Below are 13865 nucleotides of genomic sequence, written 5' to 3'. Positions count from 1 at the left end.
GCTGTCCGGCCGGGTCATGCCGGCGATCGGCCTCGACTACCGCTACCCGTTCGTCGCCAATTTCGGCGCGCTCGGCGTCCACACCCTGGAGCCGATCGGCCAGATCATCGCCCGCCCCTCCGAGACGCGGATCGGCCATCTGCCCAACGAAGACGCGCAGAGCCTCGTCTTCGACGACACCTCGCTGTTCGAGTGGGACAAGTTCTCGGGCTACGACCGGGTCGAGGGTGGTGTGCGCACCAATCTCGGCGGCCAGTACTCGGTGGTGACGCCGTCGGGCTGGTACGCGAACGTGCTGTTCGGCGAGTCGGTCCAGCTCGCGGGCGTGAACTCGTTCCGCCGCGGCGACATCGCCGATGTCGGGCTCGATTCCGGGCTAGAGACGCGGCGGTCGGACTTCGTCGGCCGGTTCCAGGTCTCTCCGAACCAGAACATCACCTTCATTACCCGGGCCCGGTTCAACCAGTCCGACTTCCACGTCTCGCGCCTGGAGACGGGGGCGACGGCCCGGTTCGCGCCATTCCTGCCGCTGACGCTGTCGGCGTTCTACTCGTACTACGAGGCGCAGCCGCTGCTGGGCTACAGCCACTACCGCGAGGGCGTCACCGCCACCGCCACGTACAACATCACGCCGAACTGGTTCATCTCCGGCTCGCTGCTGGTCGACCTCACGCACTACCTCGACGTGCGCAACACCTATCAGGACGCGCTGGCCTCCTATCTGGTCAACCCGATCGGGACCGTGCCCAGCTACCAGAATCCGGGCCGGTTCTACCTCTCCGGGGCGAGCTTCGGTGGCGGCTATCAGGACGAGTGCACCACGGTCTCGCTGAACTACATCAACTCGCCGATCGCCACCGCCACGGGCGTGCGCGAGCGCAACCAGACGGTGCTGCTGCGCGTCGAGCTGAAGACGCTGGGCGAGGCGGATCTGCGCCAGAACGTCGGGACCGCGACCACGGCGGACGGCATCGCCTCGGTGCGGTAATCGCCGCCGGACGGCCGCGACGCGGATGCGCCCGCGTCCGGCGGGCGCTATAGACCCTCCATGCCGCCCCTCGCCCTCACCCTCGGAGACCCCGCCGGAATCGGTCCGGAACTGGCGCTCAGCGCTTGGCTCGCGCGCGGCGGTGCCGCTCCGCTGCCGCCCTTCTTCCTGGTGGCCGATCCGGCGTTCATCGAGCGCCTCGCGAACCGCCTGAACCGCCTTGTCCCGGTGGCCGAGGTTGATCCCGAGACCGCCGCCGAGGTGTTTCCCAGCGCCCTGCCGGTCGTCCCGCTGCCAAGCGGCGCCCTTGTCGGCGCCGAGCCCGGCGTTCCGGACACCGTCAACGCGGGCGCGACCATCGAGTCGATCACCACCGCCGTAGCTTTCGTGAAGGCCGGGCGCGCCAGCGCCGTTGTCACCAACCCGATCGCCAAGTTCGTCCTGACCCGGACCGGTTTCGCCCATCCCGGCCATACCGAGTTCCTGGCGGCCCTGTCGGTGCCCCCCGGCCACACGCCGCCGCGGCCGGTGATGATGATCTGGAGCGCGGGGCTGTCGGTGGTCCCGGTGACGATCCACGTGCCGCTCAAGGATGTCCCTCATCTCCTCACGCAGGAACTGGTGGAGGAGACCGCCACCATCGTCGCCCGGGACCTGCAGCAGAAATTCGGCCTGCCCGAGCCGCGCCTCGTGCTCGCCGGCCTCAACCCCCATGCCGGCGAGGCCGGTACGATCGGCCACGAGGATCGCGACGTGCTCGCCCCCGCGGTGGCGCGGCTGCGCGCGGCCGGGATCGACATCCGGGGGCCGCTCCCGGCCGACACCCTGTTCCATGCCCGCGCCCGGGCAGCCTATGACGTCGCCCTGGCGCCGACCCACGACCAGGCCCTGATCCCGATCAAGACCATCGCGTTCGACGACGGCGTGAACGTCACCCTGGGCTTGCCCTTCGTGCGCACCTCGCCGGACCACGGCACGGCCTTCGACATCGCCGGCCAGGGGATCGCGCGGCCCGACAGCCTCATGGCGGCCCTGCGCCTGGCCGCCCGGCTCGCCGCCAACTCTGCCGATCCTGCCGCAACGCCCGGCGGCGAGGACATTCCGTTGAACGTCTATGCCGGACGGCCGAGACCCGCCGGCGCCCGGCACTTCGACCCCGAGGATGAGCTATGAGCACCGGGGACGGTCTACCCCCGCTCCGCGAGGCCGTCGCCCGGCACGGGCTCGAACCCAAGAAAGCGCTCGGCCAGAACTTTTTGTATGATCTCAATCTGACGGGCCGGATCGCCCGCGCCGCGGGGCCGCTCGAGGGCGTCACGGTGGTCGAGGTCGGCCCCGGGCCGGGCGGGCTGACCCGGGCGCTGCTCGCCGAGGGCGCCGCCCGCGTCGTGGCGATCGAGCGCGACCGCCGCATGTTGCCGGCGCTGGCCGAGATCGCCGCCCATTATCCCGGACGCCTGGAGGTGGTCGACGCCGATGCCCTCGCGTTCGATCCGCGGCCTTTGATCGGGTCCGGGCCGGCCCGGATCGTTGCCAACCTGCCCTACAATGTCGGCACGGCTTTGCTCACCGGCTGGCTCGACGGTGCGGCGTGGCCGCCCTGGTGGGATCAGGCCGTGCTGATGTTCCAGCGTGAGGTGGCCGAGCGGATCGTCGCCGGGCCGGAACAGCGGGCGGATTACGGGCGCCTCGGCGTGCTGTGCGGCTGGCGGACCGAGGCCGAGATCCTGTTCGACGTCAGCCCCACGGCCTTCGTGCCGCCGCCCAAGGTCACGTCGAGCGTGGTCCGGCTGCTGCCACGACGGGAGCCCCTGCCCTGTCGCGTCGGAGCGCTCGAGGCGGTGACCCGCGCGGCGTTCGGCCAGCGCCGCAAGATGCTGCGCCAGAGCCTGAAAGGCCTGACACCGGAAGCCGGACGCCTTCTGGAGGCCGCGGGCCTCGCCGAAACCGCGCGGGCCGAGGAGATCCCGGTGTCGGGGTTCGTGGACCTCGCCAACCTGTGGGACGCCCAAAGAAAAACCGGCCCCGCGGAGACGGCGCCGGCTTGAGGGAAGCGGCCCCGGCCCACGCCGGGGCGCGGTGCGATCAGCGGGTCTGCTGGATCGCCGACAGCACCCAGCCGCGGCCGGGCTGGCGCTGGAAGGTCCAGAGCTCGGTGGCCTCCGACGAATCGGTGCTCACGATCCGTCCGCCGGCCCGCTCCACCATCACGTCCTTGAGGGCGTAGCGCATCGCTACGGTGGCGTAGTCGGTGCGATCCTCCCCCCAGGATTCCGCGAGGTCGCCCTGGAGCAGCTTCACGTCGGTGATCTTGTTCACCACGCCGCGGGCCGCGTTGTTGCGCAGCTCCTCGTCGAAGTAGCTGACCATCTCGGGCGTCGACAGGTTGCCGAGCGTGACGCGATCCTCACGGGAGTAGGCGTCCTGGATGTCGCCAAGCAGGCGCTCGAACGCCTGAAAGTCGTTCGGACCAATCTGCACGGGACGGGTCTGCGGCGGGCGCTGGCAGCCGAACATCCCGGCTCCGGGGGCACCGCCGGCCGCACCACCCATCGGGCCGGTCGGACCCTGCTGGCCGTCGAGGGACGAGCGCGTGTAGGGCGCGCCCGCGCCAGCCGGCTCGTTCCGGCGGCGGAAGAAGCGGAGCGCCAGCATCACCACGACCACGACTAGACCGACCTGGAACAGCAGGCCGATCATCGAGGCGAGGCCGCCGAGGCCACCGAAGAAGCCGCCGCCGAGCAGCGCGCCGATCAGGCCGGCGCCGAGCAGGCCCGCGAAGAAGCCGCCGCCGAACCGGCGACCCTGCGCGGGGGCCTGCATGCCGGGGCTGCCCATCCCGGGGGAGGGAGACGTCTGCGAACGCTGCATCGTCATGCCACCGCCGGGTGCGGTCGGCGTGGCAGAGGGCGCGTTGAAGGTGCGCGAGCCGCGCGAGCCCATGGAGCCGCCGCCGCCCGGACGGGCCTCGACGACGGGCGCCGCGACGGTCAACGCTGTGGCCAGCGCCAGGAGGGCGGCCACACGCCGGCGGCGCGAAATCTGAGTCAACATGAACAGGCCCCTGGGGACGAGAACCGAACGGCGCGGAGCGCCAGCAACAATATGGGAACGGCTGAGCGCGGGTTTTAGTCCTGCGCTCGCGACGACGCGGTGACGTCCGCTGTCATCATCGCCAATGGGGCAGAGCGCATGCCCTCTAGTGCAGCGTCCGATCCGGTGCTGCCGGGAACGACAGGCGCACCTCCGTCCCCACGCCGCTCCGGCTGTCGAGGGTGATGGTCCCGTTCTGCCGCTTCATCAGGCCGTGGACGATCGCGAGGCCCGCGCCGCGGCCGGCCTCTCGGCTGGTCTGGAACGGGGCGAGCGCCCGGGCCAGCATCTCGGGCGACATACCTTGCCCGGTATCGGCCACGAGGATGCCGACGCTGCCCTCCCCCGGATGCTGCATCGCCCGGTCGCCGGGGTCGATCCGGAAGGTCGAGAGCGTCAAAGTGCCCCCGGACGGCATCGCCTCGCAGGCATTGGCGACGAGGTGCCGCACGGCGAACTCGATCTGGGTCGGGTTGCTGATCGCCCGCGGCAGGCCGGCGGTGGGCGTGACCGTCAGGCGGATCCCGGTAGGCAGATCGGGCCCGATGCGCGCCGCGAGATCCGCCACGATGGCATCGAGATCGACCGCCCGCACGTCCGGTGCGATGCGGCGGGAATAGGCGAGGAGCTGGCGCGTCAGGATGGCCGCCCGCTCGGTGGCGTCGGCCGAGCGGGAGATCGCCCGCTGGATGAACGGCTCCTGGCGGTCACCGAGCCGGCGCTTCAGGCCGTCGATGTAGCCGATCAGGATCTGGAGGAAGTTGTTGAACTCGTGGGCGACGCTGTTGGTCAGGAGCCCCAGCGCCTCGCGCTGCCGGGACAGGGCGAGCGCACCCTCGGCCTCGCGGCGTGTCGTGATGTCGAGGATCTGACCGATCCGGAACGGGGTGCCGGGCAGCGGTACCGTGGTCAGACAGGCCCAGAAACTCGTCCCGTCCGCGCGCGCCGCCGAAAATTCCTGCGCGCCGTCGCGGGCGGGATCGGGCGCGGTCGCATGCAAAGCCTGCGCGTGCGGGGCCTTGATGAGGTCGAGCCCCTGCCGGATCAGCGCCTCCGCCGGCTGCGCGGTCAGGCGTTCGAGGGCGGGGTTGGCGTGGCGAACGCGGCCCTGTGCATCGAGCAGCAGGCTCGGCGTCGGCAGGGCGTCGAAGAGCGCGCGTGCCTCGGGCGACAGCGCCTCCGCGTGGGGATCCGTCCCGGGCTGCGCCATGCTGCGTTCGCGCTCAGCGGATGCGGGAGGCCCGCGACGGGCCAGCGATAACGGCGAACGCCGCCGCGGCCAAGCCGTCGGTGACGATCGCGGCCTTCGGTCGGGCCGAAGGTCTCTATTGCCGCACCCACATCACCCGCGCCATCCAGGCGACCTCGCCGAGGTTCAGGACCCGGTCCGCGTGCTCAGGGTTCAGAGAGGCAAGCTCCACGGTCCGGGCCGTGCGCCGCCTCAGTTCCTTGGCCAGCACTTCGCCCCCGTGCAGCCGCACCACGACGCGGTCGCCCTTGCGCACGCTGGCGGTCGGCGAGACGATCAGTACGTCGCCGTCGCGGAACAGGGGCATCATCGAATCGCCCTGGATCTCCAGCGCGAAGGCGCGCTCCTCGCCGAGATCCGGGAACTCGATCTCCTCCCAGCCGGCACCGCCGGTGGGCATGCCCTCATCGGTGAACAGGCGACCGGCGCCGGCCTGGGTCAGACCGATCAGCGGGACCATGGTGCGGGCCGGGATCTCCCGCGCCTCGATCAGCCGCAGGAACTCGTCCAGGCTGGAGCCGGTCGCCGCCAGAACCTTCGAGACCGATTCCGTCGAGGGCCAGCGCTTGCGCCCGTCCGCACCGACGCGCTTGGAGCGGTTGAAGCTCGTCGCATCGAGTCCGGCCCGGCGGGCAAGGCCCGAGGCCGAATAACCGTGCCGTTCGGCGAGCCGGTCGATGGCGTTCCAGATCTGCTCGTGCGACAGCATGGCGGACTCGAAGGCTTCACCGTGAGCGGGCCGGCGCCTCCATCCTGCCAGCTTGAGGCTGACCGTCGTAGGGGCACGGAGACGATATCCCGCCGGGCAGGGCCGGCACCCCGCGGTTACGCACGGAAACATCAGACTTGCCGCGGCCGAGGCCTGACACTCCGGCCCGGACGTTGCTCTATGACGCGCCGCCTAGTCGTAGGAAAGTAGAACTATAGGCGGCAGATTGCAATCGCTCCTCGAATCGCGGGGCGTCTCGGTGTTGCCGCAGGTCGGCGGCACCTCTATCCACGCCACGGTTCGGGGAGCTTCGATGGCGCTCATCTATAAGATCTGTCCGCGTGATCTGTGGCGTGAGGCCGAGGCCGCGGGGCGGTTCGCGGGTGCCCCGATCGACCGCCAGGACGGCTTCATCCACTTCTCCACCGCGGCGCAGGCGGCCGAGACGGCGGCCCGCCACTTCGCCGGGCAGGCCGATCTGCTCCTGGTCGCTGTCGACGCGGAAGCTCTTGGCGACGCCCTGCGTTACGAGCCGTCGCGGGGCGGCGATCTGTTCCCGCATCTCTACGGCCCGCTCCTCCTCGATGCCGTGAAATCGGTAGATGCGCTGCCCCGCGATGCGGAAGGCCGCCACGTCTTCCCGGCCGGGCTCCTGCCGGCATGATCGGCGCCGTCTTTCCGCTCGTCCGGCCGCTGCTCCACCGCCTCGACGCGGAGCGCGCGCACGATCTGACCCTGCGCGCCCTCGCGCTGATGCCGGACAGACGCCGGCCCGACGACGATCCGCGTCTGGCCGTCGAACTCCTCGGTCGCCAGTTTCCCAATCCGGTCGGGCTCGCCGCCGGCTTCGACAAGGGGGCGCGTGTGCCGGACGCGCTGCTCGGCCTGGGCTTCGGCTTCGTGGAGGTCGGCGGCGTCGTGCCGCAGCCTCAGCCGGGCAATCCGCCGCCGCGGGTCTTCCGTCTCACCGCCGACCGCGCGGTGATCAACCGCTACGGCCTGAACAGCGAGGGGCTGGCGGTCGTGGCCGCCCGCCTGCGCGCCCGGGCCGGCCGGCCCGGCATCGTCGGCGTCAATATCGGGGCCAACAAGGAGTCGGCCGATCGCCTGGGCGATTACGCGGCGTGCACATCCACCCTGGCGCCGCTGGTCGATTTCGTCACCGTCAACGTATCCTCGCCGAACACGCCGGGCCTGCGCGATCTCCAGGGCGAGGCGTTCCTGGACGATCTGCTCGCCCGCACGGTCGAGGCCCGGGACGCGACCGGCGCATCCGCGGCGATCCTGCTGAAGATCGCCCCCGACATGGCGCTGGACGCCCTTGACGCCGTCTGCGCGACCGCCCGGCGCCGGGGCGTGCAGGCGCTGGTCGTCTCGAACACCACGGTGGCGCGCCCTTCCAGCCTCGTCGAGCAGGGGCTCGCCCGGGAGACCGGCGGGCTCTCGGGCCGGCCACTGTTCGGGCCGGCGACGCGGATGCTCGCCCAGGCACGGCTGCGCCTCGGCACCGACCTCCCGCTGATCGGCGTCGGCGGCGTCGACTCGGCCGAGGCCGCCTGGACCAAGATCCTGGCCGGCGCGAGCCTCGTGCAGCTCTACTCGGCCCTGGTGTATGACGGGCCGGGTCTCGTCGGGCGCATCAAGGCAGGGTTGCTGGAGCGGATGAACCGGGCGGGCGTGACGCGACTCGACGCGTTGGTTGGCCGCGATGCGGAAGACCTCGCCCGGGCCGCGTAAATACCTTTGACCTTTCCTTAGAAAAACTTTGCACAACGGGCGTTTAGCCTGTGTCCCGTGCATGAGGGGCCTGCGCGCGCACGCCATTGTGAGGGCGGCGCGGACACGCTTATCTCGCGGTTGCGAGATCGCTCGCGTCATCAATTCCAGGACGGTTCATGACCCAGTCTGAAGGGTCTTCCAAGCGCTCCTCCGCCGCCGGCGGCTGGGGTGCTCTGAAGAGCTGCGGCAAGCACCTGCTCAGCAGCCGCGCGCCCCTGACGGGCGCCCGCGCCCTGCTGAAGGCGAACCAGCCCGACGGGTTCGATTGCCCCGGCTGCGCCTGGGGTGACCCGGAGCACGGCTCGTCGTTCGAGTTCTGCGAGAACGGCGTGAAGGCCGTCTCCTGGGAGGCGACCGACAAGCGCGCGCCGCCGTCCTTTTTCGCCAAGCACACCCTCACCGAGCTGCGGACCTGGAGCGACTACGCTCTCGAGGGCGAGGGTCGCCTCACGCACCCGCTGCGTTACGACGCGGCGAGCGACCGCTACCTGCCGGTGAGCTGGGACGAGGCCTTCGCGGAGATCGGCGCGGAACTCCGCGGGCTCGACCACCCGGATCAGGCCGAGTTCTACACCTCGGGCCGCGCCTCGAACGAGGCCGCCTACATCTACCAGCTGTTCGCCCGCGCCTACGGGACCAACAACTTCCCCGACTGCTCGAACATGTGCCACGAGGCCAGCGGCGTGGCCCTCGTCGATGCGATCGGCATCGGCAAGGGCACGGTGCTGCTGGAGGATTTCGAGAAGGCGGACGCGATCTTCTGCGTCGGCCAGAATCCCGGCACCAACCATCCGCGCATGCTCGGCGACCTGCGCCGGGCAGCCGAGCGCGGCGCCGAGATCGTGGTGCTGAACCCGGTGCGCGAGCGCGGGCTGGAGCGTTTCGCCGACCCGCAGAACACCGTCGAGATGCTGCGCGGTTCGAGCGGCGCGATCGCCAGTCACTACCTGCAGCCGCGCTCCGGCGGCGACATGGCGGCGTTCCGGGGCATCGCCAAGATCGTATTCGCCCGCGACGCCGAGGCGCTGGCGGCCGGCCGGCCCTCGCTCCTCGACCGGGCGTTCCTTGAGCACCACACCGCGGGGCTCGACGCCTACCGCGCCGCCGTCGAGGCGACCGCCTGGGATGCGATCCTCGACCAGTCGGGCCTCACGATGGACGAGATCGCCGCGATGGCGGATGTCTATCTCGGGGCTCAGCGGGTCATCGCGACCTGGGCCATGGGCGTGACCCAGCATCGGCACTCGGTGGCGACGATCCGCGAGATCACCAACCTCCTGCTCCTGCGCGGCCATATCGGCCGACCCGGCGCGGGGCTCTGCCCGGTGCGCGGCCATTCCAACGTGCAGGGGGATCGGACGGTCGGCATCAACGAGCGGCCGCCGGCGGACTTCCTCGATGCGCTGGAGCGGCATTTCGGGGTCGCCATGCCGCGCCGGCACGGCCACAACGTGCTGGCGGCGATCCGGGCCATGCGTGACGGCACGTCCAAGGCCTTCATCGGGCTCGGCGGCAACTTCTTGCGGGCGACACCCGATACCCCGGTGGTGGCGCAGGCGCTGGCCTCCTGCCGGCTCACCGTGCACATCGCCACGAAGCTCAACCACGGCCATCTCGTGCCGGGCGCGGTCGGCTACCTGCTGCCCTGCCTCGGCCGCACCGAGATCGACCGGAACGCGGAGGGCAAGACCCAGATCGTGACCGTCGAGGATTCGATGAGCATGGTCCACGGCTCGGGCGGCATCAACAAGCCGGCCTCGAAGGAGTTGCGCTCGGAGATCGCCATCATCGCCGGCATCGCTGCGGCGACGGTCGGTACCGCGACGATCGACTGGGCCGGGTTCGCGGCCGATTACGACCGGATCCGGGAGGCGATCGGCGCCACGATCCTAGGCTTTTCCGACTACAACAGCCGGGTCCGCAAGCCACGCGGCTTCAAGCTCCGCAACCTCGCGGCCGAGCGAGTGTTCGAGACCGCAAACGGCCGGGCCAATTTTTCCGCCGATGCCCTGCCGGCCGAGACCGAGCATCAGGCGGCGCGGAAGACGAACGACACCTTCGTGCTGCAGACCTTCCGCAGCCACGACCAGTACAACACCACGATCTACGGCCTGGATGATCGCTACCGGGGGGTCTACGGCGAGCGCCGCGTGGTGTTCGCCCATCCCGACGACCTCGCGGAGATCCGCGACCGGCTCGGCGAGCGCGTCGACATCGTCGGGACGCACGACGACGGCATTACCCGGCGCGCCGAGGATTTCCGCCTCGTGCCGTTCGACATGCCCCGCGGTGCGCTGGCAGGTTACTATCCGGAGCTGAACGTGCTCGTGCCGCTCTCGACCTTCGGCGAGAAGAGCGAAACGCCGACCTCCAAATCGGTGCTGGTGACGCTTGAGGCGCGCGCGGCGGCGTGAGCGAATCGCCCGACGAAGCGGCGTTCATCGCGGCCCTCGACCGGGTCGCGGCGGCCTATCCGGCGCTGAAGCCCCTGGAAGCCGGCCTCCTGGCGGCGCTCGATCTGAGACTGCCGGGCGACAGCCGTGCCTTCGCGCGGACTTTCGCGGTGGAGCACGCGCTCGTGCTGCGGGCGTTGGCCGAGCTTGAGGAACTGGGCCACATCGCCGTCACGGCGCGGGACGAGCGGACGCAGCGGACGCGGTTTACGGCGGTCGGTGCGAATCAGCCGCTTTAACCAGTCTGCTCCCTTCCTCCCCTACAGCGGGGGGAGGCAGACCCGCGCGACCGTCCGCCCCGCTCCTCAGAACCCCTTCGCCTTGATGGCTTCCGCCCAGGTCACGGCGCGGCGGTTCACGCCGAGATGCTGGCGCTCGTAGAGCCGGCCCTCCAGCTTGATCGCGCCGCGCTTGGCGTATTCCGGCCGCTCGAATGCCTCGATCACGAGCTTGGCCCGGCGCACCTCCTCCTCGGTCGGTGCGAACGAGGTGTTGGCAGGCTCCAACTGGGTCGGGTGAATCAGGGTCTTGCCGTCGAAGCCGAGGTCTCGGGCCTGCCGGCATTCCTCCCGGCAGCCCTCGGTGTCGGCGATGTCGTTGTAGACGCCGTCGAGGATCGCAAGGCCCTCGGCCCGGGCGGCGGCCAAAGCCATCATCATCCAGGGCAGCATCGGCACGCGGCCGGGCACGATCTTGGCCCAGGTGTCCTTGGCGAGGTCGTTGGTGCCGAGCACGAGGCAGGTCAGGCGGTTGCGCGGATCGCGCTTGGCCCGGGCGATCTCCTGGATGTTGAGGATCGAAGCGGGCGTCTCGATCATCGCCCAGATCGCGAGGTCGTCCGGTGCATCGAGGGATTCCAGCCGGTCTGCGATGCTCTCCAGCACCGCCGGTGACGACACCTTCGGCATCAGGATCGCGTCGGGCTTGGCCTCGATGGCGGCATGGAGATCCGCCTCGCCCCAGGGGGTCTGTGGCGCGTTGACCCGGATCACAAGCTCCCGGCTGCCGTATTCCCCGCCTTTGACAGCCGCGCAGACCTGCGTGCGGGCGAGTTCCTTCTCCTCCGGGCCGACTGCGTCCTCGAGATCGAGGATGATGCTGTCCACCGGCAGCGTCTTCGCCTTGTCGAGCGCCCGCTGGTTCGAGCCGGGCATGTAGAGCACGCTCCGGCGCAGGCGCAGGTCGGTCGTCAGGGCCATGGGCTTCTCCCGCGTGCGGCCGCTCGCGCGGCCCGTCGTCGTTGCAGCGCACCCTAAAGCACGTCACGCAGCGCGCCACACCCCAGAAATACGGTTTCGTGAGTTCCGCCCCGGTTTGATACGACCTCAATTGTCGCGAGTCTAAGCCGCGGTTTGGTCATGTTCAGGCGATTAAAGGCGGCCCGTATTCAAATCTCGGATTCTGGAATCTCTGATATGCGCAAAGTTCTGGCCGCCCTCGTTCTGGTCGGCACGCTCGCCGTGCCGGGAGTGGCCGGCGCGCAGAGCCGGACGACACTCGGGGTCGGCTCCGGGGCCGTTGCGGGCGCGCTGGTCGGCGGCCCGATCGGTGCCGTGGCGGGGGCTGTGGTTGGCGGCTTCGTCGGCAATTCGACGGAACGGCGGCACCGCCGCGTGCGGCGCGGCCGCCGCGACAGCAATGCGGCTTCGCGGCGACCCCTCCAGCGCCGGGCGGAGGCCGCGGTGCCGCGGGCGGCGCCTTCCGTGAAACGATCCGCAGCGGCGGACGCGCCCGCCCCCGTCGCCACCACGTGGAAGGATCCGCGCTGACAGGGCGCCTCAGGCTGCATTCCGAAGCGATTGCGGGACATCGGACGTGAAGGTGGCGCGGGCGAGCGCCGGATACGCGACGGCCTGACCGACACCCCGGGCGCCCAGGAACGCCACGAAGGCGAGCCAAAGCCCGAAATTGCCGAGGCCGAGCGCTTGCACCAGCGCCAGCGTCGCGCCGTAGAAGGCCAGGGCGCACAGCATCAGGTTGCGCATCGCCCGCGTCCAGGTCGCCCCGATATAGATCCCGTCATAGGCAAACGGCGCCGCGGCCGCGAGCGGGGCCAAAGCGGCCAGGAGCAGATAGGCCCGCGCGGTCTCGCGCACCGGTGCGTTCGTCGTGACGAAGTCGATGAAGGCGAGGCCGCCAACCAGCGACAGCAGGCTCACCCCCAGCCCGAAGCCCAGGCACCAGCGCAGGCTCAAGATGGCCGAAGCGCGGAAGGCCTCTTCGTCCCGGGCGCCCACCGCGCGCCCGCACAGTGTCTGGGCCGCCGTGGCGAAGCCGTCGAGGAAGAAGCCGCAGATCAGGAAGAGATTCCACAGCACCGAATTCGCCGCCAGCACCACGTCGCCCTGCCGGGCCCCGAGCGCCGAGAACAGGACGATGGCGGTGATCAGTGCCAGCGTCCGCAGGATCACGTCGACGTTGACGCTCAGCGTCCGGCGTAGGGCTGCGGCGTCGCGCAGGTCGCGCAGGCGCACCCGGAACGGATGCGAACCCAACCGCCCGAGGACGATCAACCCCAGCCCGAATCCCAGCGCCTCCGCGCAGACGGTGGCCAGCGCCGCCCCGGCCAGCCCCAACTCGAAGCCCAGGACCAGGGCGAGCGTCAGCCCGATATGGATCAGGTTGATCGCCACTTGGAGCAGCAGGCCGAGATCGGTCCGGCCGCGGCCCATCACCGAGCCGAGCACCCCGTAATTCGCCAGCACGAAGGGCGCCGACAGGATGCGGATGTGAAAATAGGTGGTGAGCCCGGCGCGCACCGCGTCGCTCGCCCCGCTGATCGCGAAGGCGACCGGGCCGATCAAGCCCTGCAGGGCCACGAGGGCGAGGCCGATCAGTCCGCCCGCCGCCAGCGTCCGGGCCAGGATCCGGTCGACCTCCCGGTCATCCCGGGCGCCGACCGCCTGCGCGGTCAGCCCGGCGGTCGCCATGCGCAGGGTGCCGAAGGACCAGAAGATCGCGTCGAAGATCACCGCGCCGAGCGCGACGGCGCCGAGCAAAGCCGCGTCGCCCAGCCGGCCGATCACCGCCGCGCCCACGAAGCCGAGCATCGGCGTCGTGACGTTGGCGAGCGTCATCGGCAGGGCGAGCGCTAGCACGCGGCGATGCGTCGGTCGGTTCAGGCGCAGGGTCTCGGTCGTCATGCCGCAAGCTTAGCGGGCGCGAACGATTCATGAACCCACGCGGACGCAAACGACCCCTGAACGCGCGCTGACGCGTGGGCTGCCGGTCAGCGCGAGACGGCGAACAGCCGCGCGATCAACCACAGCGGCACGACCACGATTGCCCCCGCGACGATCCAGCCGCCGAAATCGTGCAGCGAGGCGAGGCCGACCTCCAGCAGCGCCCGGGTCGAGTCGTACAGGTGCCAGAACAGGCGCCCCGGGGTCACGCCGAGCATCGACATGAAGGCGCCGACCAGGATCGACAGGAACAGCAGCCGCGCCATCACCCCGGCGGGCGAGCCGCCGAGAAAGCGCCGGAGCGCCGAGTCCCGGGGGCGAAGGGAATCCGGCCCGTAGGCGCCGGGCGGCACCGTGTGGTGCGTGTCGTCCCGCCGGTGCCGCTGATGATCGACGAGCATCGTGTCCTCGT

Annotated in this window: 14 protein-coding genes; 8 read left to right on the top strand and 6 right to left on the bottom strand. The window is 70.6% G+C overall.

Annotated elements, in window-relative coordinates; all coding sequences use genetic code 11:
• The 3 genes from lptD to rsmA all read left to right on the top strand — a co-directional run.
• The coding region (gene lptD / locus OXS27_RS16690; protein WP_267357612.1) for an LPS assembly protein LptD at positions 1-988 on the top strand (988 nt) is incomplete at its 5' end.
• A gap of 60 nt (positions 989-1048) precedes the next feature.
• Complete coding sequence (pdxA, locus tag OXS27_RS16685; RefSeq protein WP_267357610.1) at positions 1049-2161, top strand: 4-hydroxythreonine-4-phosphate dehydrogenase PdxA; 1113 nt, start codon at positions 1049-1051, stop codon at positions 2159-2161.
• On the top strand, positions 2158-3036 hold the full coding sequence (gene rsmA / locus OXS27_RS16680) for a 16S rRNA (adenine(1518)-N(6)/adenine(1519)-N(6))-dimethyltransferase RsmA (RefSeq protein ID WP_267357608.1): 879 nt from the start codon (positions 2158-2160) through the stop codon (positions 3034-3036). Before pdxA ends, rsmA begins: the two co-directional genes overlap by 4 nt.
• A gap of 37 nt (positions 3037-3073) precedes the next feature.
• Here the strand turns inward: rsmA and OXS27_RS16675 are convergent, their stop codons facing one another.
• The 3 genes from OXS27_RS16675 to OXS27_RS16665 all read right to left on the bottom strand — a co-directional run bounded on the left by OXS27_RS16675 (position 3074) and on the right by OXS27_RS16665 (position 6039).
• Positions 3074-4042, bottom strand: a complete 969-nt coding sequence (locus OXS27_RS16675) for a TIM44-like domain-containing protein (RefSeq protein ID WP_267357606.1) — start codon at positions 4040-4042, stop codon at positions 3074-3076.
• Between the two features lie 145 nt (positions 4043-4187).
• The gene (locus OXS27_RS16670; protein ID WP_267357604.1) at positions 4188-5291 is read right to left on the bottom strand and encodes an ATP-binding protein; all 1104 of its coding nucleotides are present in this window, start codon (positions 5289-5291) and stop codon (positions 4188-4190) included.
• A 115-nt stretch (positions 5292-5406) separates the two neighbouring features.
• Positions 5407-6039, bottom strand: coding sequence for a helix-turn-helix transcriptional regulator (locus OXS27_RS16665; RefSeq protein ID WP_243917142.1), 633 nt, complete (start codon positions 6037-6039; stop codon positions 5407-5409).
• A 313-nt stretch (positions 6040-6352) separates the two neighbouring features.
• Here OXS27_RS16665 and OXS27_RS16660 point away from each other — a divergent pair, with 313 nt between their 5' ends.
• The 4 genes from OXS27_RS16660 (at position 6353) to OXS27_RS16645 (ending at position 10510) form a co-directional block, all read left to right on the top strand.
• On the top strand, positions 6353-6703 hold the full coding sequence (locus OXS27_RS16660; RefSeq protein ID WP_267357602.1) for a DUF952 domain-containing protein: 351 nt from the start codon (positions 6353-6355) through the stop codon (positions 6701-6703).
• The gene (locus OXS27_RS16655; RefSeq protein ID WP_267357600.1) at positions 6700-7776 is read left to right on the top strand and encodes a quinone-dependent dihydroorotate dehydrogenase; all 1077 of its coding nucleotides are present in this window, start codon (positions 6700-6702) and stop codon (positions 7774-7776) included. The genes OXS27_RS16660 and OXS27_RS16655 overlap by 4 nt, the downstream gene beginning before the upstream one ends.
• Positions 7777-7934: 158 nt before the next feature.
• The gene (locus OXS27_RS16650) at positions 7935-10232 is read left to right on the top strand and encodes an FdhF/YdeP family oxidoreductase (protein WP_267357598.1); all 2298 of its coding nucleotides are present in this window, start codon (positions 7935-7937) and stop codon (positions 10230-10232) included.
• Positions 10229-10510 (top strand): hypothetical protein, encoded by a 282-nt coding sequence (locus OXS27_RS16645; protein ID WP_267357596.1) that lies wholly within the window; start codon positions 10229-10231, stop codon positions 10508-10510. Before OXS27_RS16650 ends, OXS27_RS16645 begins: the two co-directional genes overlap by 4 nt.
• A gap of 66 nt (positions 10511-10576) precedes the next feature.
• Here the strand turns inward: OXS27_RS16645 and OXS27_RS16640 are convergent, their stop codons facing one another.
• The gene (locus tag OXS27_RS16640; RefSeq protein ID WP_267357594.1) at positions 10577-11470 is read right to left on the bottom strand and encodes a CoA ester lyase; all 894 of its coding nucleotides are present in this window, start codon (positions 11468-11470) and stop codon (positions 10577-10579) included.
• A gap of 216 nt (positions 11471-11686) precedes the next feature.
• Between OXS27_RS16640 and OXS27_RS16635 the strand changes: the two genes are divergently transcribed.
• On the top strand, positions 11687-12040 hold the full coding sequence (locus tag OXS27_RS16635; RefSeq protein ID WP_267357593.1) for a hypothetical protein: 354 nt from the start codon (positions 11687-11689) through the stop codon (positions 12038-12040).
• 9 nt (positions 12041-12049) lie between these two features.
• Here the strand turns inward: OXS27_RS16635 and OXS27_RS16630 are convergent, their stop codons facing one another.
• Positions 12050-13414 carry an MATE family efflux transporter gene (locus OXS27_RS16630; protein WP_267357591.1) on the bottom strand — a complete coding sequence of 455 codons (1365 nt, stop codon included), beginning with the start codon at positions 13412-13414 and terminating at the stop codon, positions 12050-12052.
• Between the two features lie 86 nt (positions 13415-13500).
• Positions 13501-13854 (bottom strand): DUF6460 domain-containing protein, encoded by a 354-nt coding sequence (locus OXS27_RS16625; RefSeq protein ID WP_267357589.1) that lies wholly within the window; start codon positions 13852-13854, stop codon positions 13501-13503.
• Between the last annotated feature and the right edge of the window lie 11 nt (positions 13855-13865).

Origin of the sequence: Methylobacterium sp. GC_Met_3, assembly GCF_026540775.1 — a bacterium.
In the GTDB taxonomy this organism is placed as follows: Bacteria; Pseudomonadota; Alphaproteobacteria; order Rhizobiales; family Beijerinckiaceae; genus Methylobacterium.
This window is presented reverse-complemented; position numbering and strand designations above follow the sequence as displayed.

Excerpts from the sequence above, each read along its gene's own strand:
- OXS27_RS16630 (WP_267357591.1), bottom strand. The coding sequence starts at position 13,414 with ATGACGACCGAGACCCTGCGCCTGAACCGACCGACGCATCGCCGCGTG.
- pdxA (WP_267357610.1), top strand. The coding sequence starts at position 1,049 with ATGCCGCCCCTCGCCCTCACCCTCGGAGACCCCGCCGGAATCGGTCCG.
- rsmA (WP_267357608.1), top strand. The coding sequence starts at position 2,158 with ATGAGCACCGGGGACGGTCTACCCCCGCTCCGCGAGGCCGTCGCCCGG.
- OXS27_RS16665 (WP_243917142.1), bottom strand. The coding sequence starts at position 6,039 with ATGCTGTCGCACGAGCAGATCTGGAACGCCATCGACCGGCTCGCCGAA.
- OXS27_RS16625 (WP_267357589.1), bottom strand. The coding sequence starts at position 13,854 with ATGCTCGTCGATCATCAGCGGCACCGGCGGGACGACACGCACCACACG.
- OXS27_RS16655 (WP_267357600.1), top strand. The coding sequence starts at position 6,700 with ATGATCGGCGCCGTCTTTCCGCTCGTCCGGCCGCTGCTCCACCGCCTC.
- OXS27_RS16670 (WP_267357604.1), bottom strand. The coding sequence starts at position 5,291 with ATGGCGCAGCCCGGGACGGATCCCCACGCGGAGGCGCTGTCGCCCGAG.
- OXS27_RS16650 (WP_267357598.1), top strand. The coding sequence starts at position 7,935 with ATGACCCAGTCTGAAGGGTCTTCCAAGCGCTCCTCCGCCGCCGGCGGC.
- OXS27_RS16635 (WP_267357593.1), top strand. The coding sequence starts at position 11,687 with ATGCGCAAAGTTCTGGCCGCCCTCGTTCTGGTCGGCACGCTCGCCGTG.
- OXS27_RS16640 (WP_267357594.1), bottom strand. The coding sequence starts at position 11,470 with ATGGCCCTGACGACCGACCTGCGCCTGCGCCGGAGCGTGCTCTACATG.
- OXS27_RS16660 (WP_267357602.1), top strand. The coding sequence starts at position 6,353 with ATGGCGCTCATCTATAAGATCTGTCCGCGTGATCTGTGGCGTGAGGCC.
- OXS27_RS16675 (WP_267357606.1), bottom strand. The coding sequence starts at position 4,042 with ATGTTGACTCAGATTTCGCGCCGCCGGCGTGTGGCCGCCCTCCTGGCG.